Annotated in this window: 22 protein-coding genes; 11 read left to right on the top strand and 11 right to left on the bottom strand. The window is 62.6% G+C overall.

Annotation, left to right across the window (positions count from 1 at the left end; translation table 11 throughout):
- Window positions 1-123 precede the first annotated feature (123 nt).
- Window positions 124-975 (bottom strand): helix-turn-helix transcriptional regulator, encoded by an 852-nt coding sequence (locus tag NKK52_RS09225; protein WP_023684637.1) that lies wholly within the window; start codon window positions 973-975, stop codon window positions 124-126.
- A gap of 87 nt (window positions 976-1,062) precedes the next feature.
- Here NKK52_RS09225 and NKK52_RS09220 point away from each other — a divergent pair, with 87 nt between their 5' ends.
- The 3 genes from NKK52_RS09220 (at window position 1,063) to NKK52_RS09210 (ending at window position 2,746) form a co-directional block, all read left to right on the top strand.
- Window positions 1,063-1,599: a hypothetical protein gene (locus NKK52_RS09220; protein ID WP_023670951.1), complete on the top strand. Its 537-nt coding sequence runs from the start codon at window positions 1,063-1,065 to the stop codon at window positions 1,597-1,599.
- Window positions 1,600-1,632: 33 nt separating this feature from the next.
- Window positions 1,633-2,010: a VOC family protein gene (locus NKK52_RS09215; protein WP_023684636.1), complete on the top strand. Its 378-nt coding sequence runs from the start codon at window positions 1,633-1,635 to the stop codon at window positions 2,008-2,010.
- A gap of 106 nt (window positions 2,011-2,116) precedes the next feature.
- Window positions 2,117-2,746, top strand: coding sequence for a MarC family protein (locus tag NKK52_RS09210; RefSeq protein WP_023670949.1), 630 nt, complete (start codon window positions 2,117-2,119; stop codon window positions 2,744-2,746).
- A gap of 9 nt (window positions 2,747-2,755) precedes the next feature.
- On the opposite strand, the gene NKK52_RS09205 is transcribed toward NKK52_RS09210, so the two are convergent.
- From NKK52_RS09205 to NKK52_RS09190, 4 genes are all read right to left on the bottom strand, one after another.
- Window positions 2,756-3,181, bottom strand: coding sequence for an OsmC family protein (locus tag NKK52_RS09205; RefSeq protein WP_023684635.1), 426 nt, complete (start codon window positions 3,179-3,181; stop codon window positions 2,756-2,758).
- 23 nt (window positions 3,182-3,204) lie between these two features.
- Window positions 3,205-3,603, bottom strand: coding sequence for a DUF2306 domain-containing protein (locus tag NKK52_RS09200; protein WP_023684634.1), 399 nt, complete (start codon window positions 3,601-3,603; stop codon window positions 3,205-3,207).
- A 37-nt stretch (window positions 3,604-3,640) separates the two neighbouring features.
- Window positions 3,641-4,174 carry a single-stranded DNA-binding protein gene (gene ssb / locus NKK52_RS09195; RefSeq protein WP_023684633.1) on the bottom strand — a complete coding sequence of 178 codons (534 nt, stop codon included), beginning with the start codon at window positions 4,172-4,174 and terminating at the stop codon, window positions 3,641-3,643.
- 210 nt (window positions 4,175-4,384) lie between these two features.
- Window positions 4,385-4,786 (bottom strand): hypothetical protein, encoded by a 402-nt coding sequence (locus tag NKK52_RS09190; protein ID WP_023684632.1) that lies wholly within the window; start codon window positions 4,784-4,786, stop codon window positions 4,385-4,387.
- Between the two features lie 122 nt (window positions 4,787-4,908).
- On the opposite strand from NKK52_RS09190, the gene NKK52_RS09185 reads away from it, so the two are divergent.
- From NKK52_RS09185 to NKK52_RS09155, 7 genes are all read left to right on the top strand, one after another.
- On the top strand, window positions 4,909-5,346 hold the full coding sequence (locus NKK52_RS09185; RefSeq protein ID WP_050592007.1) for an SRPBCC domain-containing protein: 438 nt from the start codon (window positions 4,909-4,911) through the stop codon (window positions 5,344-5,346).
- Between the two features lie 29 nt (window positions 5,347-5,375).
- Entirely contained in the window at window positions 5,376-5,984 is a 609-nt protein-coding gene (locus tag NKK52_RS09180; RefSeq protein ID WP_023684630.1) for an ATP-dependent Clp protease proteolytic subunit, read from the top strand.
- Window positions 5,985-6,130: 146 nt separating this feature from the next.
- Window positions 6,131-6,352, top strand: a complete 222-nt coding sequence (locus NKK52_RS09175) for a hypothetical protein (RefSeq protein WP_245261915.1) — start codon at window positions 6,131-6,133, stop codon at window positions 6,350-6,352.
- Between the two features lie 783 nt (window positions 6,353-7,135).
- Window positions 7,136-10,057 carry an excinuclease ABC subunit UvrA gene (gene uvrA / locus NKK52_RS09170; RefSeq protein ID WP_023684628.1) on the top strand — a complete coding sequence of 974 codons (2,922 nt, stop codon included), beginning with the start codon at window positions 7,136-7,138 and terminating at the stop codon, window positions 10,055-10,057.
- Between the two features lie 34 nt (window positions 10,058-10,091).
- Window positions 10,092-10,556 carry a GNAT family N-acetyltransferase gene (locus tag NKK52_RS09165; protein ID WP_023684627.1) on the top strand — a complete coding sequence of 155 codons (465 nt, stop codon included), beginning with the start codon at window positions 10,092-10,094 and terminating at the stop codon, window positions 10,554-10,556.
- Between the two features lie 28 nt (window positions 10,557-10,584).
- The gene (locus NKK52_RS09160) at window positions 10,585-11,388 is read left to right on the top strand and encodes a DUF72 domain-containing protein (protein WP_023684626.1); all 804 of its coding nucleotides are present in this window, start codon (window positions 10,585-10,587) and stop codon (window positions 11,386-11,388) included.
- 315 nt (window positions 11,389-11,703) lie between these two features.
- Window positions 11,704-12,849, top strand: a complete 1,146-nt coding sequence (locus tag NKK52_RS09155; protein ID WP_023684625.1) for a GGDEF domain-containing protein — start codon at window positions 11,704-11,706, stop codon at window positions 12,847-12,849.
- 92 nt (window positions 12,850-12,941) lie between these two features.
- Here the strand turns inward: NKK52_RS09155 and NKK52_RS09150 are convergent, their stop codons facing one another.
- From NKK52_RS09150 to urtA, 6 genes are all read right to left on the bottom strand, one after another.
- Window positions 12,942-13,118, bottom strand: coding sequence for a hypothetical protein (locus tag NKK52_RS09150; RefSeq protein WP_023670936.1), 177 nt, complete (start codon window positions 13,116-13,118; stop codon window positions 12,942-12,944).
- 530 nt (window positions 13,119-13,648) lie between these two features.
- Complete coding sequence (gene urtE, locus NKK52_RS09145) at window positions 13,649-14,344, bottom strand: urea ABC transporter ATP-binding subunit UrtE (protein WP_023684624.1); 696 nt, start codon at window positions 14,342-14,344, stop codon at window positions 13,649-13,651.
- A 69-nt stretch (window positions 14,345-14,413) separates the two neighbouring features.
- Window positions 14,414-15,160, bottom strand: coding sequence for an urea ABC transporter ATP-binding protein UrtD (urtD, locus tag NKK52_RS09140; RefSeq protein WP_023684623.1), 747 nt, complete (start codon window positions 15,158-15,160; stop codon window positions 14,414-14,416).
- Between the two features lie 4 nt (window positions 15,161-15,164).
- A complete protein-coding gene (gene urtC / locus NKK52_RS09135; RefSeq protein WP_023670933.1) occupies window positions 15,165-16,397 on the bottom strand; it encodes an urea ABC transporter permease subunit UrtC in 1,233 nt (410 codons plus the stop codon).
- Window positions 16,394-18,010: an urea ABC transporter permease subunit UrtB gene (urtB, locus tag NKK52_RS09130; protein ID WP_023684622.1), complete on the bottom strand. Its 1,617-nt coding sequence runs from the start codon at window positions 18,008-18,010 to the stop codon at window positions 16,394-16,396. The genes urtC and urtB overlap by 4 nt, the downstream gene beginning before the upstream one ends.
- Window positions 18,011-18,122: 112 nt before the next feature.
- On the bottom strand, window positions 18,123-19,433 hold the full coding sequence (gene urtA / locus NKK52_RS09125; RefSeq protein WP_023684621.1) for an urea ABC transporter substrate-binding protein: 1,311 nt from the start codon (window positions 19,431-19,433) through the stop codon (window positions 18,123-18,125).
- A gap of 313 nt (window positions 19,434-19,746) precedes the next feature.
- Between urtA and NKK52_RS09120 the strand changes: the two genes are divergently transcribed.
- The gene (locus tag NKK52_RS09120) at window positions 19,747-20,142 is read left to right on the top strand and encodes a hypothetical protein (protein ID WP_023684620.1); all 396 of its coding nucleotides are present in this window, start codon (window positions 19,747-19,749) and stop codon (window positions 20,140-20,142) included.
- The last annotated feature ends 89 nt before the right edge of the window (window positions 20,143-20,231 follow it).

Raw genomic sequence — 20,231 nt, 5'->3', positions numbered from 1 at the left:
CAATTTCAAATGGATAAAGCTGATTGCGACGATTTGGCCACAACGCATTTCGCCGCCGCCAGGGCAAAAGCCTGCGATGGACCGTTTTCCAAGCCAGAACGTATCAGGAGGCAGGCGGACGCATTAGCGGGTAGCCACCCGCCGGGCGCGATAGTCGCCGGGCGTTTCGCCCATGACGCGCCGGAAACGGCGGTTGAACGTCGACAAATCGTTGAAACCGGCCTCGAAGGCGATCGCCGAGATGGCATCGCCTGACATGCGCAGCCGCACCGCCGCGCGGTGCAGCCGGGTTCTCAGCAGAAACTGATAGGGCGTCATGCCGGCGACCTGCCGGAAGGTGCGCAGGAAATGATACGGGCTGGTCGCCGTCGCGCAGGCAAGCTCGGAAAGCGAGACCGGCCTGTCGGCATTGAGCTCGATCTGCCGCACCGCCTCGGCAACCCGTTTCTGGTCGCGGCGGCTCGGCGGTCGAACGCCAGGCACCGCATCGCTGGCGACGGGCAGTGCTGCGCCGGCAACTGCCAGTGCTGCGCCGGCAATTCGCAGGCCAAGCTCCTCAAAGGCGTCGATGTCGACCATCTCGCGCGCCGCTTCCGCCTCGGCCAGCAGCGATGTCAGCGCCGGCAAGGGCGGCATATGCGGCACGCCGAAGGCGAGCTTGCTCGCGCCGGGCACGTCGCTGGCGATGCGGTCGAGATAGGCCGGAGCGAAGTGGAAGGACAGGCAACGGTCGCCGGCGCCATGCTCATGCCCGCATTCATAGCAGGCGCCGACATTGCCGAGCAGGATCGCGCCCGGCGCCAGCATGGCGGCGCCTTGCCTGGTGCGGTAGCGGAAGGTGCCGCTGGTGACAGCGGCAACGCAGAAGGTGTCGTGCGCCTCCTCGAACGGGCGGTCGCCGGCGCCGGCCGTGCACAGCACGTCACAGACATACCAACCCTGCCCCGATGCCAAGTTTTGTTCGCTCGTCGTCATGGCTTGAAAGATAGCAATTTTTCCCAAGCGCGACACCCGGTCGGGGCCTATCGCTTGCAGCCTCCTGACACTACGAAGGCAGCAAGTATGATCGGTACATCCTCCTTTGCCGAAGCGCTCCACAGCGACGGCCCCAATTCCGGCCTGGCTGAAAAGCTGGATCTCTACGGCCGCTTCGTCGGCGCCTGGACATTCGATGCCACGCGCCATCTCGAGGACGGCACGGTTCTCACCGGAGGCGGCGAGGTGCATTTCGGCTGGGTCCTGGAAGGCAGGGCGATCCAGGATGTATGGATCCTGCCCGCGCGGGATGCCGGCCCCTCGCCTTCTCTCGGCAAATGGACTTTTTATGGCACAACGCTGCGGGCCTATGATCCCGGCTCGGATGCCTGGCACATCTTCTGGAGCGACCCGCGCAACCAATACTACAGCCGCCAGCTTGGTCGCGCCGAAGGCGACACGATTGTGCAGGTCGGCGCCGACGGCACTGGTTCCTCGGTCCGCTGGAGCTTTTCGCGCATCACCAAGGACAGCTTCCGCTGGCTCGGCGAGCGTTCGCACGACGATGGCAAGACATGGCGTCTCGAAGTCGAGTTCCTGGCGCGCCGCGTCGCCCAGGACTGATGACGCAACATATTGCAAAAAAGGTGAAAAAACATGCTTGACCATGTCTCGATCGGCGTCCGCGACACCAACGTTCCGAAGCCCTTCTACGATGCCGCGCTAAAGCCGCTCGGTTATTCCTGCCTCGGCCAGTCGCCAGGCTCACTGGGTTATGGTGCGCAAGCCGTCGCGCTGTGGGTGAACGACGCGGAGCGGCCAGTGCCATCGGACGAGAAGCCCGGTCTGCATTTCTGCTTTGCCGCGCCGACGAGGCAGAGTGTCGTCGCCTTCCATGCCGCCGCCTTGCGTGCAGGCGACAGCGACAATGGCGCGCCGGGCCTGCGCGCCGACTATGGCGAGGACTATTACGCTGCCTTCATCGTCGATCCCGACGGCTATCGCCTGGAGGCCTATTGCAACGCTGCCGCCTAACATAGCCGGCGTCTCCGGTATCGGCATCTCAGACGGTTCCCACCGGCCAGGCTTTGCTCTACCACTATCGTGGCGCAGGGGTCCGGCCCGGCGGGAGGGGTCAGCGATGCCGAGTTTCGACAGCCTGTTCAACGCCTTCGTCACCATTCTGGTGACCATCGACCCGCCAGGTCTCGCGCCGCTCTTCCTCGCGGTGACACGCGGCATGAACCGCGAGGAACGTCAGCAGGTCTCGGTGCGCGCCTCGATCATCGGCTTCCTGGTGATGGCGCTGTTTGCGGTGGCCGGGGCCTCCATCCTGTCGGTGTTCGGCATCACGCTGCCGGCTTTCCGCGTCGCCGGCGGGTTTTTGCTGTTCTTCATCGCGTTCGAAATGGTGTTCGAGCGCCGCCAGGACCGCAAGGAGAAGATCGGCGACGTCGCCATCACCAAGGACATGATCCACAATATCGCGGCCTTCCCGCTGGCGATCCCGCTGATCGCCGGCCCCGGTGCGATTTCGGCGACCGTGCTACTGTCGGGCTCGTTTCAGGGTTTTGCAGCACAAGCGGCGCTGGTCGGCATCATCTTCGTCTGCCTTGCCATCACCTATCTGGTGTTCGTGCTGTCGGAGCGCATCGACCGCATCCTCGGCCAGACCGGCCGCTCGATCCTCACCCGCCTGCTCGGCGTCATCCTGGCCGCGCTTGCGGTTCAGTTCGTCGCGGATGGCATCAAGGCGCTGATGGCGGGGTAACGGCAGCCCCTACTCCACCGCCGTATCGACGACCTTGAAATCGTGGGTGATGACAGCCGTCTTGGCCAGCATGGCCGAGGCCGAGCAGTATTTCTCGATCGACAGGTTGATGGCGCGCTGGACCTTGTCGCGCGACAGCGCGTGGCCCGTGACGATGAAATGCATGTGGATGCGGGTGAAGACTTTCGGGTCGGTTTCGGCCCGGTCGGCGTCGAGTTCGACAACACAGTCCTCGATCGCCTCGCGGCCTTTTTCGAGGATGTGGACGACATCATAGGCCGAGCAGCCGCCGGTGCCGATCAGCACCAGCTCCATCGGGCTCGGACCCGGCGTCTTGCCTTCCGGCCCGGAGGCGGTTCCCAGCACAACCTTGTGGCCGCTGCCGGACTCGCCGACGAAGGTGCGCTCCTCGACCCATTTGATCCGGGCTTTCACGGCAATCTTCCTTTCAGAAAGCGTCACTGGCCGAAGACGACCGTGTGCATGATCCGCCCCGGCAGCAGCGTGAACACGCCGGCGCCGATCAGGGCGAAAACATACAGCGATATCATGACCCTGCGATGTGTGGCGACCCGATGCATATGCGCGTGCCAGACCGCCAGCGGCACGGCGATCAACACTAACATCGACAAGAGATGGATCGGGCTGAACGGACCGACGAGGCGTATCTGCTGGATCCAGAAACTGGAGATGGCGACGACCAGCATCAGCGCCGCCCAGGTATAGCCGACGACACGATGACGCGTCGTGCCTTTCGGCAGCGCTAGTTGCGTAGCGCCAATAGCCAGCGCGGCAAGGGCCGCGAAGGCGTGCCATGGAATGGGAGGGCGCGCCGATAGAAGCGGTCCGAGCGACATCGCGCCCTCTCCTCAGATATCGCTGACTACCGTCAGCTCAGAACGGGATTTCGTCGTCCAGTTCGCGCGACGAGCCGCCGCCACCGCCGCCCTTGGAACCGCCGCCACCGCTGTTGCCGCCGCGGTTGAAGCTCTCATTGGGGCCAGACTGGCCGAAATCCGAGCCACGGCTCGCGCCGCTGCCGCCGGCATAGTTGCCGACCTGACCGCCGCCCTCGCCGCGAGAATCGAGCATCTGCAGCTCGCCGCGGAATTTCTGCAGCACGACTTCGGTCGTGTACTTGTCGGCGCCGGTCTGGTCTTGCCATTTGCGTGTCTGCAGCTGGCCTTCGACGTAAACCTTCATGCCCTTCTTCAGGTACTGCTCGGCGACCTTGGCGATCTGGTCATTGAAAATGACCACGTTGTGCCATTCGGTCTTTTCCTTGCGCTCGCCGGAGTTCTTGTCGCGCCAGCTTTCCGACGTGGCGATGCGGATGTTGACGACCGGATCACCGGAATTCAGGCGGCGGATTTCAGGGTCCGCGCCGAGGTTACCGACCAGAATGACCTTGTTGACGCTACCCGCCATGACACTTCTCCGTGCTCATCCGAAACAAATTTCAAGTCGTTCACCTTACAGGCCGCGCACAATCCTGGCTTGCCGCGGCTGGCTTTTCCCACAAGGTTTTTGTTCCCTTTTCGTTCCTATACTGTTAACCACGGATTGTCAAGGAATGGCAGCAATCGCCGACGCGGGCGCGTGGATTTAGCTGACACGCAGGGGCGAGAAGCGGTGTCGTCAGCGCCGTTTTTTAGCTGGCCGCAACGGACCGAAAAAGCCGCTCCACTCCATGCCCATGCCATGGGCGCGCTGTGCGATCACGGTTGGCGCCGACATCAGCCCGACTGCAGGTTCAGATTTCAGAGCCGGGTCATTCAGCAATTTCCCGATCGCGCGCCCGTGCCACCACACCTGAGCGACGAGCGCCGCTACCACCGCGATCAGGCCCCAGGTCCCCAATCCTTCGCCGAAGACGTAAATCCCGTATGGCGGCGATAGCGCCGTACCCAGCTTGGCCAACAAGATCACGGCCACGAAACCGATGACGGCGATCGCTCCTATACCGAGTACGAGGCGGCGATAGAGCCTCAGAGCCTCGTTGAGGTTCTCGGCGGACGAAAGATCGACGTTGGAATTCATAAATACTACTCCTGCCTCGCGATGATCGGCCCATCTTGTTCCCCACGGCTTAGAGGCCCGGCAGGATCCAATCAATACGCAGCATTCAAAACACCCCTTGCCAAATCGATAAGTATCGACTTATGCTTTGCCATGATCGAAGCAGAGATTTTTCGCGCCCTGGCCGACCAGTGTGGCGGGCACTGACCGTGCCGGACCTCTTGGCGGAATGGATGATGCCGAACGACATCAATCCGGAAACCGGCAGCCGCTTTGCCTTTGCCGGGCCTGAGAAGCCGATCGAGTGCGAAGTGCTCGATGCCGAGCCGGGGCGCCTGCTGCGCTATTCCTGGCGCGAGCGTTCCGGCGACGCCAACCGCGAGGAGCTGGAGAGCATCGTCACCTTCACACTCGCCCGCACCGTTTCCGGCGGCACGCATCTGCGCATCGTCCATGACGGGTTTGTCCTGACGCCTGCGGTCGCGATGGCCGGCGCCGGCTGCCGGCTCTGGCTGCGCGCATACAAGCCCAAACCGCCTGTCGCCGCCAACGCGCCACGCCTGTTGCTGCGCGCTGCCTGACCCGGAAAAATCAAAACGGAGACAATGAGATGAGCGGCTTTGCCAATCTGGTGCCGATGGTGATCGAGCAATCGAGCCGCGGCGAACGTGCCTTCGACATTTTCTCGCGGCTGCTGCGCGAGCGCATCATCTTCGTCAATGGCGAGATCAATGACGGCATGTCGGCGCTGGTCTGCGCCCAGCTCCTGTCGCTGGAATCGGACAATCCCGACAAGGAGATCTCGCTCTACATCAACTCGCCGGGCGGCGTGGTGACCAGCGGCTTCGCCATCTACGACACGATGCAATATGTCAGCTGCCCGGTGTCGACCGTGTGCATGGGCTTTGCCGCGTCGATGGCCTCCTTCCTGCTGATGGCGGGAACGCCGGGGCGGCGCATCGCGCTGCCCAATGCCAGCATCGTGCTGCACCAGCCTCTGGGCGGCTTCCAGGGCCAGGCCTCCGACATCCAGCGCCATGCCGAAGGCATTTTGCGCACCAAGCGGCACATGGCCGACCTCTACGCTCACCATTGCGGCCGCACCCACGAAGAGGTCGAACGCACGCTCGACCGCGATTTCTTCATGACCGCGAAGGAGGCCAAGGACTGGGGCCTCGTCGACCACGTCTTCGACACCCGCAAGCAGGCAGCGGCCTGATCGGCGGATTGAATGCAGGCCGGTGTTCCCTCAATTTCAACGCCGCTGGTCTGGCCTCGCCTTGAGCGCGGCACTATAGTCTTGCCATGCGCTACCACCTGAACAGACTGACCATAGCCATTGCCATCACGGCGGCGACATCGAGCATGGCCTTTGCCGGGGGCAGCACCAGCACGTCGCGGAAAGGCGCCCTGCCCGGCGTGGCCGGCGACTACCGCATCGCCAAGCCCGCGCCGCAGCCGGAGCCGGACGACGCGCTGCCTGCCGTCGAGAACGGCACGTTCAAGATCGGCGACACCGATGTCAGGATTTCCGGCAGCATCACTGTCGATGTCGGCACGGGTGGGATCAAGCCGCCGCGCCGGTAGCCCCTTCTCCCAGCTACTATACGGGAGAGAAAGCCTGCGCCGACGACTTCCTCGCAAAAGAACAGCCCCGCCGTTGCTTCCGCTAACGGTCGGGGCTTTTTTTGGATTCCAAATCCAAACTGCCGGTAGTGTTATACCGACTTTGATTTCGGATGCTTCGCGGCATTCAGCCGACGATCCGACTAGCCGTCTCTGATTTTTGTGGGATTCGGCAGGTCACGGTTTGTCTGGTGGTTTGTTGGACTGACGCGATGCGTTCGTTTGGACGCATACACTCCAATGCCTTGAAACTACCTGGCACTTATGCCCGCCGCGGCTCCACTAGCAGGTGGAGCCTCAAGGGACTATCCGGTGGCGTCATGCTCCGCTCCTATGTCCGTTGCGACTGGTGTCAATCCGAAGCACAAATCGCAAAAACCTGCGGCGTCTCGCAGGCCGCTATGGGCGGCGAGGCCATCAAAGACGGCCGGCTCCGTTGACTCCGGCAGAGTGCGCCCCTGATTCGACGGCGTCAACCTTGAATAGCCGGTTACGGAAAATGTGATCGTCGGGAGCTTACGTCAGGGTCAGTTTCTGAAACACCCTTGTCAGTTTCTGCACAGCTTTGTCAGGAGCGTGTTCGGTCTTTGTTCTTTCCGCTTGCCCGTTCGCGCGAAAGACGGTTAAACGGCTTTGGTCGAGAAGTGTGGCGTCTCTCGACGTGGCGGCAAAAATACCTACATAGGGAATGGCCGGGAAAACCCGCCGATCCCACTGACACCAGACCTGAGGCGGCGACCGGCGATGGCCGACCATAAATACCTTTCCATTCGCGGGGCACGCGAACACAACCTAAAGAATGTCGATCTCGACCTGCCGCGTGACAGCCTGATCGTCATGACCGGCCTGTCGGGCTCCGGCAAATCGTCGCTTGCTTTCGACACCATCTATGCCGAGGGCCAGCGCCGTTACGTCGAGAGCCTGTCGGCTTATGCGCGCCAGTTCCTCGAAATGATGCAGAAGCCGGATGTCGACCAGATCGACGGCCTGTCGCCGGCCATCTCGATCGAGCAGAAGACCACGTCGAAGAACCCGCGCTCGACGGTCGGCACCGTCACCGAGATCTACGACTACATGCGCTTGCTGTTCGCGCGCGTCGGCATCCCCTATTCGCCGGCGACCGGCCTGCCGATCGAGAGCCAGACGGTTTCACAGATGGTCGACCGGGTGCTGGCGGTCGAGGAAGGCACGCGCCTTTTCCTGCTGGCGCCGATCGTGCGCGGCCGCAAGGGCGAGTATCGCAAGGAACTGCTGGAGCTGCAGAAGAAGGGCTTTCAGCGCGTCAAGGTCGACGGCGTCTTCTATGAGATCGCCGATGTGCCGGCGCTGGACAAGAAGTACAAGCACGACATTGACGTCGTCGTCGACCGCATCGTCGTGCGCGGCGACCTGGCGACACGGCTTGCCGATTCCATCGAAACGGCGCTGAAGCTCGCCGAAGGGCTGGCGGTGGCCGAGTTCGCCGACCGGCCGCTCGACGCCAGCCAGACCGGCGAGGACTCGGTCAACAAATCGAAGAACGAGACGCATGAGCGCATCCTGTTCTCGGAAAAATTCGCCTGCCCGGTTTCCGGCTTCACCATTCCGGAGATCGAGCCCAGGCTGTTCTCGTTCAACAACCCGTTCGGCGCCTGCCCGACCTGCGACGGCCTCGGCAATCAGCGCGCCATCGACGCCAGCCTGATCGTGCCGGACGAAAACGTCTCGCTGCGCGACGGCGCCGTCAGCCCGTGGGCGAAATCGACCTCGCCGTATTATGCGCAGACGCTGGAAGCGCTGGGCAAGGCATACGGCTTCAAGCTCGGCGACAAGTTCAAAGACCTGACCGAAGAGGCAAAGGATGCCGTCCTGCGCGGCACCGGTGAGCGCGAGGTCACCTTCCAGTATGATGACGGCCTGCGCTCCTACAAGACGACCAAGACGTTCGAGGGCGTCATTCCCAATCTCGAACGGCGCTGGAAGGAAACCGAATCCGCCTGGATGCGCGAGGAGATCGAGCGCTTCATGTCGGCGACGCCCTGCCCGGTCTGCAAGGGTTACCGGCTGAAGCCGGAAGCGCTGGCGGTCAAAATCGCCGGAAAACACATTGGCGAGGTCACCGAGCAGTCGATCCGCAACGCCGACAAATGGTTCACCGATCTGCCGGCGCAGCTCAATGACAAGCAGAACGAGATTGCTGTCAGGGTGCTCAAGGAGATCCGCGACCGGCTACGCTTCCTCAACGATGTCGGCCTCGACTATCTGACGCTGTCGCGCAATTCCGGCACGCTGTCGGGCGGCGAGAGCCAGCGCATTCGTCTGGCGTCGCAGATCGGCTCCGGCCTCACCGGCGTGCTCTATGTGCTGGACGAGCCGTCGATCGGCCTGCACCAACGCGACAATGCGCGCCTGCTCGACACGCTGAAGCATTTGCGCGACATCGGCAACACGGTGATCGTTGTCGAACATGACGAGGACGCCATCCTGCATGCCGACTATGTCGTCGACATGGGCCCGGCCGCCGGCATCCATGGCGGCGAGATCATCGCCCAGGGCACGCCGCAGCAGGTGATGGCCAATCCTAATTCGATCACCGGCAAATATCTGTCGGGCGCGCTCGAAGTCGCCACGCCCGGTGTCAGGCGCGAGGCCAAGAAAAACCGCCGGCTGAAGATCGTCGGCGCGCGCGGCAACAACCTCAAGAACGTCACTGCCGAAATCCCGCTCGGCACCTTCACCGCCATCACCGGCGTGTCTGGCGGCGGCAAATCGACCTTCCTGATCGAGACGCTGTTCAAGGCGGCGTCGCGCCGCATCATGGGCTCGCGCGAGCATCCGGCCGATCACGACCGCATCGAGGGCCTCGAATTCCTCGACAAGGTCATCGACATCGACCAGTCGCCGATCGGCCGCACACCGCGTTCGAACCCGGCCACCTACACCGGCGCCTTCACACCGATCCGCGACTGGTTTGCCGGGTTGCCCGAGGCCAAGGCCCGCGGCTATCAGCCGGGCCGCTTCTCCTTCAACGTGAAGGGCGGCCGCTGCGAGGCCTGCCAGGGCGACGGCGTCATCAAGATCGAGATGCACTTCCTGCCCGACGTCTACGTCACGTGCGACGTCTGCCACGGCAAGCGCTACAACCGCGAGACGCTCGACGTCCTGTTCAAGGGCAAGTCGATCGCCGACGTCCTGGACATGACGGTCGAGGAAGGCGTCGATTTCTTTGCCGCCGTGCCCGGGGTGCGCGACAAGCTGGAGACGCTGAAGCAGGTCGGCCTCGGCTACATCCATATCGGCCAGCAGGCGACGACGCTGTCGGGCGGCGAGGCGCAGCGCATCAAGCTCGCCAAGGAATTGTCGCGCAAGGCGACCGGCAAGACGCTCTACATCCTCGACGAGCCGACCACCGGCCTGCACTTCCATGACGTCGCCAAGTTGCTGGAAGTGCTTCACGAACTGGTCGACCAGGGCAACACGGTGGTGGTCATCGAGCACAATCTCGAAGTCATCAAGACCGCCGACTGGGTGCTCGACCTCGGCCCCGAAGGCGGCGATGGCGGTGGCGAACTGGTGGCACAAGGCACACCGGAAGCGATCGTGCGCGAAAAGCGCAGCTACACCGGCCACTTCCTGAAGGAACTGCTGGAACGGCGCCCCGGAGGCAAGCGCGAAGCGGCGGAGTGACTGGCAGACCGGCCGGGCGCCTGGAGAGCTTTGAATGACAGTCCGACAGGCGCTTGCCGGTGATCTCGACGCAGTCGTCTCGCTGACGCAGACCGCCTATGAGCACTACACGCCCCTGTTAGGCGCGCCGCCGCTCCCAGTCACCGAGGACTATGCGCCACGCATCGAGCGTGGCGAGGTCTGGCTCTTGGAGAGCGGCGCGGAACTCGCCGGGCTGATCGTTATTGAGCGCCATCCCGATCATGCGATGATCTTCAGCGTCGCGGTCTCCCCCGCTTTCCAGGGCAGGAAACTCGGCACCGCGCTGCTCGACTTCGCCCAGGAACAGGCGCGGCTATGGGGTGTGCCGGAGGTGCGGCTCTACACCAATTCGCGCATGGAGCGGAACATCGAGATCTATACGGCCTATGGCTTCCACGAAACGGGCCGCCGAGCCAATCATCACCGTCCCGGATGGACCGTGGTCGACATGATCAAACCGGTTGGAAAAATAGCCTGACCGCATTTTTAGAACTGGGAGGAAGACGATGATCAGCCAAGGAACAATCCGCGCCGGGATGGGCGGCTGGACTTTCGAACCCTGGGATACGTCTTTCTACCCGGACAAGCTTTCCAAGGCCAAACAGCTAAGTTACGCCACCCGCCAGGTACCGAGCATCGAGGTCAACGGCACCTACTATTCCAGCTTCAAGGAGCCGACCTTCGTCAAATGGGCGGGCGAGGCGCCGGACGGTTTCGTCTATTCGCTGAAGGGCAATCGCTTCGTCACCAACCGGCGCGTGCTTGGCGAAGCCGGCGAGTCCATGACGCGCTTCCTCGGCTCCGGCATTGCCGCGCTGGGCGACAAGCTGGGCCCGATCCTGTGGCAGTTCGCGCCGACGAAAAAGTTCGACGCCAATGATTTGGAGGCCTTCCTGAAGCTGCTGCCGGAAAAGCAGGATGGCGTCGCGCTGCGCCATGCGCTGGAAGTGCGCAACGACAGTTTCAGCGTGCCGGAATTTGTGGGCCTGGCGCGTAAATACAAGGCGGCGATCGTCTATGCCGACCATGCCAAATATCCTGGTATCGCCGACATCACCGGCGATTTTATCTATGCGCGGCTGCAGACCGGCAGCGACGACAATCCGGATTGCTATACGCCGAATGGCCTGGACGAATGGGCAGCGCGGGTGAAGACCTGGGCGCAAGGCAAGCAGCCGGCCGATCTGCGGCGCGCCGATCCGACTTTCGACGCGCCGGTGAAACCGCGCGATGTGTTCGTCTACTTTATCACCGAGGGCAAGGTGCGCGCGCCGTTCGGCGCCATGGCGCTGATGAAGAGGGTGAGCTGATCGGTTAAAGCGCGTCGCGCTGAAACGGATTCATACGACGCGATTTAAGTCTTTGTCTTGATGCATGCCGTTGTCGCAGAACCGCGGCACACTTCTGGGCGACATGCATTAGGAGCAATTCCAGGAAAAGTGTGGAACGGTTTTCCCGGGAAAGCGGTCAGCGCTTTCCCTTGAAAAGGGTTTCAACCCAGAATTGCTACGATGAACCGAAGCGTGATAGCTTATGCGCATCGTAACCTTATCGATACCTCCATCCTGCATAAATCCGGTGCGGGTCCTTTCTAGAGGCCGGCCGCCGCGCGCAAGGACGAGGGCATGTCGCTCGACTACAGTTCCCTTCTGTTGGCTGTCGGGTTTTCCGCCGCTTGCCTCGGCCTGACGCTGTTCGGCATCTGGCTTACCGCGCGCTCGGAAAAATTCCTGCTGACCTGGGCCGTCAGCGCGCTTCTGATCGTTGCCGACGTCTTCGCCTACCAGGCCTATATCGACGCGCCCGGGCGCCTGCTCGGCCTCGCCAGCTTCACGTTCCTGCTGCTCGGCTTCGCGACCATGCTGGGCGCTGCCCATCAGTTCACGACAGGGAGGTCACCGCTGCCCCGCATTGCTGTCGGCGCCGGCGTCTCGCTGGCAGTCGCCTTGCCGCCGATGGCGCTTGGCTATGACGGGCTGGGCTTCATGCTGGAGAATGCCTTCGCCGCGCTGCTCCTGTTTGCGACGGCCTATGAATACTGGAAGGGCCGCACCGAATTCCCTGCCCCGATCCTCGGCATTGCCGGGCTCTACACAGCCACCGCAATTTCCTTCGTGCTGTGCTCCGGTGCACTTGTCTGGGATGGCAGGCTGGTGCTTGGCCATGCGCCGAGCAACTGGGCCGAGGATTTCAGCCTCATCGTCGTCATCGCGTGCATGACCGGCATCGGCGCGCTCTCGCTGGCGCTCAACCAGGGACGCCTGGCGCAGTATCATCGCCGCGAAGCGCTGACCGATCCGCTGACCGGACTGCTCAACCGGCGCGCTTTGTTCGACCTGCACGGCAAAACACCTGTCCGGTCCTTCACCGCCGTGATCGTGTTCGATCTCGACGGCTTCAAGGCGATAAATGACGAGTTCGGCCATGCCACCGGCGACGAGGTGCTGAAACTGTTCGCCAAGGATTTGACCGCCAATCTCCAGCCGGGCGATGTCGCCGCGCGCATGGGCGGAGAGGAATTTGCATTGGTGCTCGATCGCACCTTGCCTGAAAAGGTGGAATTCATAGCCGAGCGGATCCGGGCCAGTTTTGCCGTGCGCCGGATCGATACCGAGACCCGCCTGCTGTCCTGCACCGTCAGCGCCGGCTACGCCTTCGGCAGCGAGGGCGGCACCAAATTCGACAAGGTGCTCAGCGCCGCCGACAAAGCGCTTTACGGCGCCAAGCGCGGCGGCCGCAACCGTGTGCTCGCCTTCCGGCGCGCCGGGTAGGCTGGGCTGATATTCAGCCGGCCTGAACCTCACCACACGTAAAACAACACCCCAAAGCGCGTCGCATGAGGCCGTTCAGGCGCGACGCGCTTTTAGGCCGCTATGACGATCTCGTTGTAAGTGTCGAGGTCGACGTAGAAAACCTTGGTGATTTCGCCGATCAGCTCATCCTGCTGGTAGCCTTGCGAGCGCAGAATGTTGATGGCGGTAATGATGTCGACACGCTCTGTCAGCCGTCGTTTCTGGTGGTCCTCGACGAACCGTTCCATAGCCCTATTCTCCTGGCAAGATTATCTGAACGCATTGACCGACAATCAGAACTGCGAGGGAAGCTAGGGTGGCTTGCTTGCGTGGAACTTGCAGGCTGAGCCAGCATATTCCCTCGATCTGCTACAGAACCAGACTGATACGGAAGCGGCCGACTCACCGAGGCCTAGGAAAGACTAGCATGCAGTATTCGGCGTGCCAGAGTGTGGCGGCCTCGGACGAAAGTCCGACGCAACGGGTGCGGACCTTCGCGACTTCATCATCCTTGGGCGTAGCGACGCGAAGCGGAGCGAAGACCCAGGGATCCATGCCGGGACGAAGAAGCGTCATTAACGGTGCAGCATGTGGAATGCCAATGTGCCGCAGAAGCGATCTTGTTCTGCATCGCGGCACTCTTTGGCTGATGTCGCGGCATGGATTCTAGGGTCTGCGCGCGTCGCTCCGCTCCTTGGCTCCGCCCTAGAATGACGAAGTGATTGTGGGCATTCAGCCAATCTTCGACGTGTACGATCCGTGCAGCCGTCGACCTGCGCTAAACCGTCAGAAACTTCCTGACGTCCGCCCGGTCGAGATCTTCGGCCGGGCCGGTGTGGACGATCTGGCCGCGGTCCATGATGTTGACCTCGTCGGCGAGCTCGCGGCAGAAATCGAGATATTGCTCGACCAGAAGCACCGCAATGCCGGCCTGATCGCGCAAATAGCGGATGGCGCGGCCGATGTCCTTGATGATCGAGGGCTGGATGCCTTCGGTCGGCTCGTCGAGCACCAGCAGTTTCGGCCGCATGACGAGCGCCCGGCCGATGGCGAGCTGCTGCTGCTGGCCGCCTGAGAGATCGCCGCCGCGCCGCCCCAGCATCTGCGTCAGCACCGGAAACAGTTCGAAGACATGCGCCGGCACGTTGCGGTCGGCGCGCTTCAACGGCGCAAAGCCGGACTCCAGGTTTTCGCGCACCGTCAGCAGCGGAAAGATCTCCCTGCCCTGCGGTACGAATGCGATGCCCGACCGGGCGCGATCATACGCCGCGCTCCGGTCGAGCGCCTTCCCCTCGAAGGCAACGCTTCCGCTCGTCAGCCGGTGGTGGCCGACGATCGATCTCATCAAACTGGTCTTGCCGACGCCGTTGCGGCCGAGCACGCAGGTGATCTTGCCGGCACCTGCCGTCAGCGACACGCCGCGCAGCGCCTGGGCAGCGCCGTAGTGGAGCGTGGCGTTGGAAACTTCGAGCATGTCAGCGCCTTCTCCAGAAGCGGAGGAACGAAAAGTCGAATCGATGGAATTGCACCCGCCAGACCATGCTCATCTCCCGAGATAAACTTCGACGACCCGCTCGTCGGCCGAGACGAAATCGAGCGAGCCTTCCGACAGCACCGAGCCCTCATGCAGGCAGGTGACCTTGACGCCGAGTTCGCGCACGAAATGCATGTCGTGCTCGACGACGATGACCGAATGCTCGCGCGCTATGTCCTTGAGCAGCCGCGCGGTTTCCTCGGTCTCGGCATCGGTCATCCCTGCGACCGGCTCGTCAACCAAAAGCAGCTTCGGGTCCTGCGCCAGCAGCATGCCGATCTCCAGCCACTGTTTCTGGCCATGGCTGAGATTGGCTGCCAGATCGTGGCGCTTGTCGCCCAGCCGGATGATGCCGAGGATGTCGTCGATCTGTCTGGCTTCGCCGGCCGAGCGGCGATGGAACAGCGCCGGAAAGATCGAGCGCGGGCCCTTCAGCGCCAGCATCAGATTGTCTTCGACGCTGTGGCTTTCGAAGACGGTCGGCTTCTGGAATTTGCGGCCGATGCCCATCATGGCGATCTCCGCCTCGTCGTGCCGGGTCAGATCGACCTGGCCGTCGAAGAACACTTCGCCCTCGTCGGGCCGGGTCTTGCCGGTGACGATGTCCATCATCGTCGTCTTGCCGGCGCCGTTGGGACCGATGACGGCGCGCATCTCACCCTTGTCGAGCACCAGCGACAGATTGTTGATGGCGCGGAAACCGTCGAAGGAGACCGAGACGCCGTCGAGATAGAGGATGGTGTTGGACTTCGACATCGCTCTATTCCGCCGGCTGCGGTTCGGGCCCGGACGCGGACCAGGCACCGGGCGTTGTTGCTGCGCTGCGCACGATCTTCGATGGCGGCGGGGCATCAGGGTCTGTGCCCGCTTCCTCTGCAATCGCTGCAGCCCGCATCGCCCGAGCGTTACCGCGCCAACTGTCCCACATGCCGACGATGCCCTTGGGCAGGAACAGGGTTACGGCGACGAACAGGCCGCCGAGCGCAAACAGCCAGAACTCCGGCAGCAGGCCGGTGAACCAGGATTTGCCGGCGTTGACCAGCAGCGCGCCGACGATCGGGCCGACAATGGTGCCGCGCCCACCGACGGCTGCCCAGATCACGACTTCGATGGAATTGGACGGCTCGAATTCGCCGGGATTGATGATACCGACCTGCGGCACATAGAGCGCGCCGGCGATGCCGGCCATGACAGCCGAGACGGTGAAGGCAAACAGCTTCACGTTCTCCGCCCGCCAGCCGAGGAAGCGGGTGCGGCTCTCGGCGTCGCGCACCGCCATTAGCAGCTTGCCGTATTTGGAGCCGACGATCGCCCAGGTGATGAAGACGGCGAGCGCGAGTATGATGGCGCTGGCGGCAAACAGGGCCGAGCGGGTGGCGTCGGCCTGCACGTTGAAGCCCAGAATATCCTTGAAATCGGTCAAGCCGTTGTTGCCGCCGAAACCCATGTCGTTGCGGAAGAAGGCGAGCAGCAGCGCGTAGGTCATCGCCTGGGTGATGATGGAGAGATAGACGCCGGTGACGCGGCTGCGGAAGGCGAACCAGCCGAAGACGAAGGCGAGCAGGCCGGGCACCGCCAGCACCATGATGGCGGCGAACCAGAAGTGGTCGAAACCGGTCCAGAACCAGGGCAATTCCTTGTAGTTCAGGAACACCATGAAATCGGGCAGGATCGGATTGCCGTAAACGCCGCGCGAGCCGATCTGGCGCATGAGGTACATGCCCATCGCATAGCCGCCGAGGGCGAAGAAGGCGCCATGGCCGAGCGAGAGGATGCCGCAATAGCCCCAGACGAGATCGAGCGCCAAGGCAAGCAATGCATAGCAGAGGTACTTGCCCGTCAACGCGACGATGTAGGACGGAATATAGAACGCGCTTTGCGGCGACACTGCGAGGTTGAGCAGCGGCACGATAATGGCGGCCGTCAGCAGGATGAAAATAGTGATGGCGATGCGACGGTCGGCACCCGCGGCGAAGAAGCGTCCCGTGATCATGTTTCCACCGCCCTGCCCTTGAGCGCGAACAGGCCGCGCGGGCGCTTCTGGATGAACAGGATGATCAGCACCAGCACGACGATCTTGCCGAGCACCGCGCCAGCATAGGGTTCGAGAACCTTGTTGACGATGCCGAGCGAGAAGGCGCCGACCAGCGTGCCCCAGAGATTGCCGACGCCGCCGAAGACCACGACCATGAAGCTGTCGATGATGTAGCCGCGGCCGAGATTGGGCGAGACATTGTCGATCTGGCTGAGCGCGACGCCGGCAATGCCGGCAATGCCGGAGCCGAGCGCAAAGGTCAGCGCATCGACCCAAGGCGTCCTGATGCCCATCGAGGCGGCCATGCGGCGGTTGGCGGTGACGGCGCGCATCTGCAGGCCCCAGGGCGTGCGCTTCATAACAAAGAGCAGCACGCCGAAGACGGTGAGCGCGAAGACCAGGATCCAGAGGCGGTTCCAGGTGACGGCGAGTTGGCCGACATCGAACGATCCCGACATCCAGGAGGGGTTGCCGACCTCCTGGTTGGTCGGTCCGAAGATCGAGCGCACCGCCTGCTGCAGGACAAGCGAGACGCCCCAGGTTGCGAGCAGCGTTTCCAGCGGCCGGCCGTAGAGGAAACGGATGACGCCGCGCTCGATGATCAGGCCGACGGAAGCGGCAACCAGGAAGGCGAGCGGCAGCGCGATCACCAGCGACCAGTCGAACAGGCCGGGGAATGAGGTTCGGATCACCTGCTGGACGACGAAGGTGGTGTAGGCGCCGAGCATCACCATCTCGCCATGCGCCATGTTGATGACGCCCATGACGCCGAAGGTGATGGCGAGACCGATGGCGGCCAGCAGCAGCACCGAGCCAAGCGAGATGCCGTACCATATGTTCTGGCCGGCATCCCACAGCGCCAGGCTCGAATTGATGCTGGCGATTGCCGCCGTCGCGGCATCCTTGACCGCGCCTTGCGCATTGGCCTCGACCGCGGTGAGCAGCGAGACCGCGTCGCGGTCGCCGCGCGCGCCGATCAGGGCAATGGCGGCAAGCTTGTCGGCCTCCGGCTTGTCGGAGACCAGCACCGATGCCGCGCGCGCCTGTTCGAACAATGCCTTGACCTTGGCGTCGGTCTCGGCGGCGATGGCTGCATCGAGCGGCTCGATATTGGCGGCATCGGGGGTCTTGAACATGGTGTCGGCGGCGGCGATGCGGACAGAAGGATCTTTCGCGCGCAACGTCAGCGTTCCCAGCGCATCTCGGATGACACGACGCAGCGTGTTGTTGACCTTGATCTTCGTGATGTCGGCCTTGGGGGCGTCGCCGGCTTTCTCGCCACTCAGCGGGTCGAGCAGCGTGACGCTGTCGGCGGCCTCACTGCCGACGAAGACGGCTGAATCGGCTTTACGGATGTAAAGGTTGCCTTCGGCGAGCGCTGCAAGCGGCCGTTCAACCAGCGGATCGCCGGTGGCGGCAAGTTCGCGCACGACGGCCTCAGTGGCGGCAAAGCCCGTGCCCGTGGCGAATTTGGCGACGATGGCGCGCAGATCGGCTTCGGCTGCGTTCGACGGCAATAGGCTTGCCACCAGGAACACCAGCATGAGGCCGAGAGTGCGCAACAGGATCATCCGTTCAGATACTCTTCTGTGGGGAAATTCCGCGTCCGGGCGGGCTGAAGCGCCCGGACGCTTGGCGGTACCGATCGTGGACGCGTCCACGATCGGTCAGTCCCGGGAGGGATCAGTTCGTGCCCTTGCCGCCGCATTTGCCGGTGGCAACGTTGAAGTTGCCGCAGGACAGAGGCGCGCGCCAATCCGAAATCAGGTCCTTGGAATCGGGCAGATAGTCGGACCATTCGTCGCCCATCACGAGGCCGGGCGTCTGCGACACGGTCTCGAACTGGCCGTCGGCCTGGATCTCGCCGATCAGCACCGGCTTGGTGATGTGATGGTTCGGCATCATGGTCGAATAGCCGCCGGTGAGGTTCGGCACGGACACGCCGACCATGGCGTCGATGACCTTGTCGGGATCGGTGGTGCCAGCCTTTTCGACCGCCTTCACCCACATGTTGAAGCCGATATAGTGAGCTTCCATCGGGTCGTTGGTGGTGCGCTTGTCATTCTTGATGAACTTGTGCCAGTCGGCGATGAACTTCTTGTTTTCGGGTGTGTCGACGCTCTCGAAATAGTTCCAGGCAGCGAGATGGCCGACCAGCGGCGCGGTATCGAGACCGGCCAGTTCTTCCTCACCGACCGAAAAGGCCATGACCGGGATGTCCTCGGCCTTGATGCCCTGGTTGCCGAGTTCCTTGTAGAACGGAACGTTGGCGTCGCCATTGACGGTCGAGACGACGGCGGTCTTCTTGCCGGCCGAGCCGAATTTCTTGATTGCGGAGACTTCGGTCTGCCAGTCGGAGAAGCCGAACGGCGTGTAGTTGACCATGATGTCTTCGGCGGCGACGCCCTTGGCCTTCAGATAGGCCTCGAGGATTTTGTTGGTGGTTCGGGGATAGACGTAGTCGGTGCCTTCCAGCACCCAGCGCTTCACCGAGCCACCGTCCTCGCTCATGAGATAATCGACGGCAGGAATCGCCTGCTGGTTCGGGGCGGCGCCGGTGTAGAACACGTTGCGCTCGCTTTCCTCGCCCTCATACTGGACGGGGTAGAACAGGATGTTGTCGAGTTCCGAGAACACCGGCAACACCGATTTGCGCGACACCGAGGTCCAGCAGCCGAACACGGCGGCGACCTTGTCCTTCGAGATCAGCTCGCGCGCCTTTTCGGCAAAGAGCGGCCAGTTGGAGGCCGGATCGACAACGACCGCCTCGAGCTTCTTGCCGAGCAGACCGCCCTTGGCATTCTGCTCTTCGATGAGCATCAGCATGGCGTCTTTCAGCGTCGTCTCCGAAATCGCCATGGTCCCCGATAGCGAATGCAGAATGCCGACCTTGATCGTGTCTTCGGCGGCCTTGGCCGGAGACGACATCGACAGGCCGGCGGCGATCACGCCCGCCGAAAACATTTTTGTTATTGTGGAGAAATTACCCCTCATACCGAAGACTCCCAAGCTGTTTGATTGCACCGCGACAATGCAAAGCAACTGCCGTGCCAAACGCGAAGGCGCCGCTCACAAAGATGGAATAGCCGAGCGTTATCAGCCGGTTGGTATATTAGCCTGGAGAAACAAAAAGGCAGCCGGTAAAAATTGATTGAGGCAAATTTGCGCAGCGCACACCACTTTTGCCTAATTTTCGCCCAATTGAGACAAATGCCTAGTTTTTGATCTCCGGCCGTGGGTTCCGGGCGAACAATGTTGCGGCACCGCGCAAAAATAGGGCAAGCTCGCCCTTCAAAAGAGAGACGTCATGACATCTCGCATCTCACGCATTTCCTGCATCCTGCTGCTGATGGCAACGAGCGGCGCCGCGCGCGCCGATTTCAGCGAGGGCAAACTTCCTGACGGCACCTATCATTGCGAGGTCTATTTGCTCGGCGCCTTCCTCAACCTCGGCGACATCACTATCAAGGGCAATGTCTATACCGGCCCGGTGACGTTCGGAACGGCGCTGCAAGGCTACAACTATCAGATGAACGCCAATGGCGAGATCACCTGGCTCGGGCCGCTGGGCGGCTATACCACCGGTGGCAACTCCGTCTCCATGACACAGGCAACACTGGACGGCGAGACCGCCCCGTCATTCGACATCATTCTGAAGCAGCCCGACGGCGCCTTCACCGCCTCGACCTGCACCAAGGGCTGAGCGATGCGTAGTGCCGCGCCCCGTTGCGGCAAAACCTTCCTCTTATGTCATGTGAATGTTGCCTAAGCAGACTAGGGCAACGGTGCGCC

Source organism: Mesorhizobium sp. C277A (assembly GCF_040324395.1).
GTDB lineage: Bacteria > Pseudomonadota > Alphaproteobacteria > Rhizobiales > Rhizobiaceae > Mesorhizobium.
This window is presented reverse-complemented; position numbering and strand designations above follow the sequence as displayed.

What these genes read in the sequence shown, in the direction of transcription:
- urtD (WP_023684623.1), bottom strand. Translation starts at nt 15,160, where the DNA reads ATGTCGAAGTCCAACACCATCCTCTATCTCGACGGCGTCTCGGTCTCC.
- NKK52_RS09220 (WP_023670951.1), top strand. Translation starts at nt 1,063, where the DNA reads ATGATCGGTACATCCTCCTTTGCCGAAGCGCTCCACAGCGACGGCCCC.
- NKK52_RS09185 (WP_050592007.1), top strand. Translation starts at nt 4,909, where the DNA reads ATGCTTTGCCATGATCGAAGCAGAGATTTTTCGCGCCCTGGCCGACCA.
- NKK52_RS09175 (WP_245261915.1), top strand. Translation starts at nt 6,131, where the DNA reads ATGGCCTTTGCCGGGGGCAGCACCAGCACGTCGCGGAAAGGCGCCCTG.
- urtA (WP_023684621.1), bottom strand. Translation starts at nt 19,433, where the DNA reads ATGAGGGGTAATTTCTCCACAATAACAAAAATGTTTTCGGCGGGCGTG.
- urtC (WP_023670933.1), bottom strand. Translation starts at nt 16,397, where the DNA reads ATGATCACGGGACGCTTCTTCGCCGCGGGTGCCGACCGTCGCATCGCC.
- NKK52_RS09200 (WP_023684634.1), bottom strand. Translation starts at nt 3,603, where the DNA reads ATGTCGCTCGGACCGCTTCTATCGGCGCGCCCTCCCATTCCATGGCAC.
- NKK52_RS09120 (WP_023684620.1), top strand. Translation starts at nt 19,747, where the DNA reads ATGACATCTCGCATCTCACGCATTTCCTGCATCCTGCTGCTGATGGCA.
- NKK52_RS09180 (WP_023684630.1), top strand. Translation starts at nt 5,376, where the DNA reads ATGAGCGGCTTTGCCAATCTGGTGCCGATGGTGATCGAGCAATCGAGC.
- urtE (WP_023684624.1), bottom strand. Translation starts at nt 14,344, where the DNA reads ATGCTCGAAGTTTCCAACGCCACGCTCCACTACGGCGCTGCCCAGGCG.
- urtB (WP_023684622.1), bottom strand. Translation starts at nt 18,010, where the DNA reads ATGATCCTGTTGCGCACTCTCGGCCTCATGCTGGTGTTCCTGGTGGCA.
- NKK52_RS09225 (WP_023684637.1), bottom strand. Translation starts at nt 975, where the DNA reads ATGACGACGAGCGAACAAAACTTGGCATCGGGGCAGGGTTGGTATGTC.
- ssb (WP_023684633.1), bottom strand. Translation starts at nt 4,174, where the DNA reads ATGGCGGGTAGCGTCAACAAGGTCATTCTGGTCGGTAACCTCGGCGCG.
- NKK52_RS09150 (WP_023670936.1), bottom strand. Translation starts at nt 13,118, where the DNA reads ATGGAACGGTTCGTCGAGGACCACCAGAAACGACGGCTGACAGAGCGT.
- NKK52_RS09160 (WP_023684626.1), top strand. Translation starts at nt 10,585, where the DNA reads ATGATCAGCCAAGGAACAATCCGCGCCGGGATGGGCGGCTGGACTTTC.
- NKK52_RS09155 (WP_023684625.1), top strand. Translation starts at nt 11,704, where the DNA reads ATGTCGCTCGACTACAGTTCCCTTCTGTTGGCTGTCGGGTTTTCCGCC.
- NKK52_RS09210 (WP_023670949.1), top strand. Translation starts at nt 2,117, where the DNA reads ATGCCGAGTTTCGACAGCCTGTTCAACGCCTTCGTCACCATTCTGGTG.
- NKK52_RS09165 (WP_023684627.1), top strand. Translation starts at nt 10,092, where the DNA reads ATGACAGTCCGACAGGCGCTTGCCGGTGATCTCGACGCAGTCGTCTCG.
- NKK52_RS09190 (WP_023684632.1), bottom strand. Translation starts at nt 4,786, where the DNA reads ATGAATTCCAACGTCGATCTTTCGTCCGCCGAGAACCTCAACGAGGCT.
- NKK52_RS09215 (WP_023684636.1), top strand. Translation starts at nt 1,633, where the DNA reads ATGCTTGACCATGTCTCGATCGGCGTCCGCGACACCAACGTTCCGAAG.
- uvrA (WP_023684628.1), top strand. Translation starts at nt 7,136, where the DNA reads ATGGCCGACCATAAATACCTTTCCATTCGCGGGGCACGCGAACACAAC.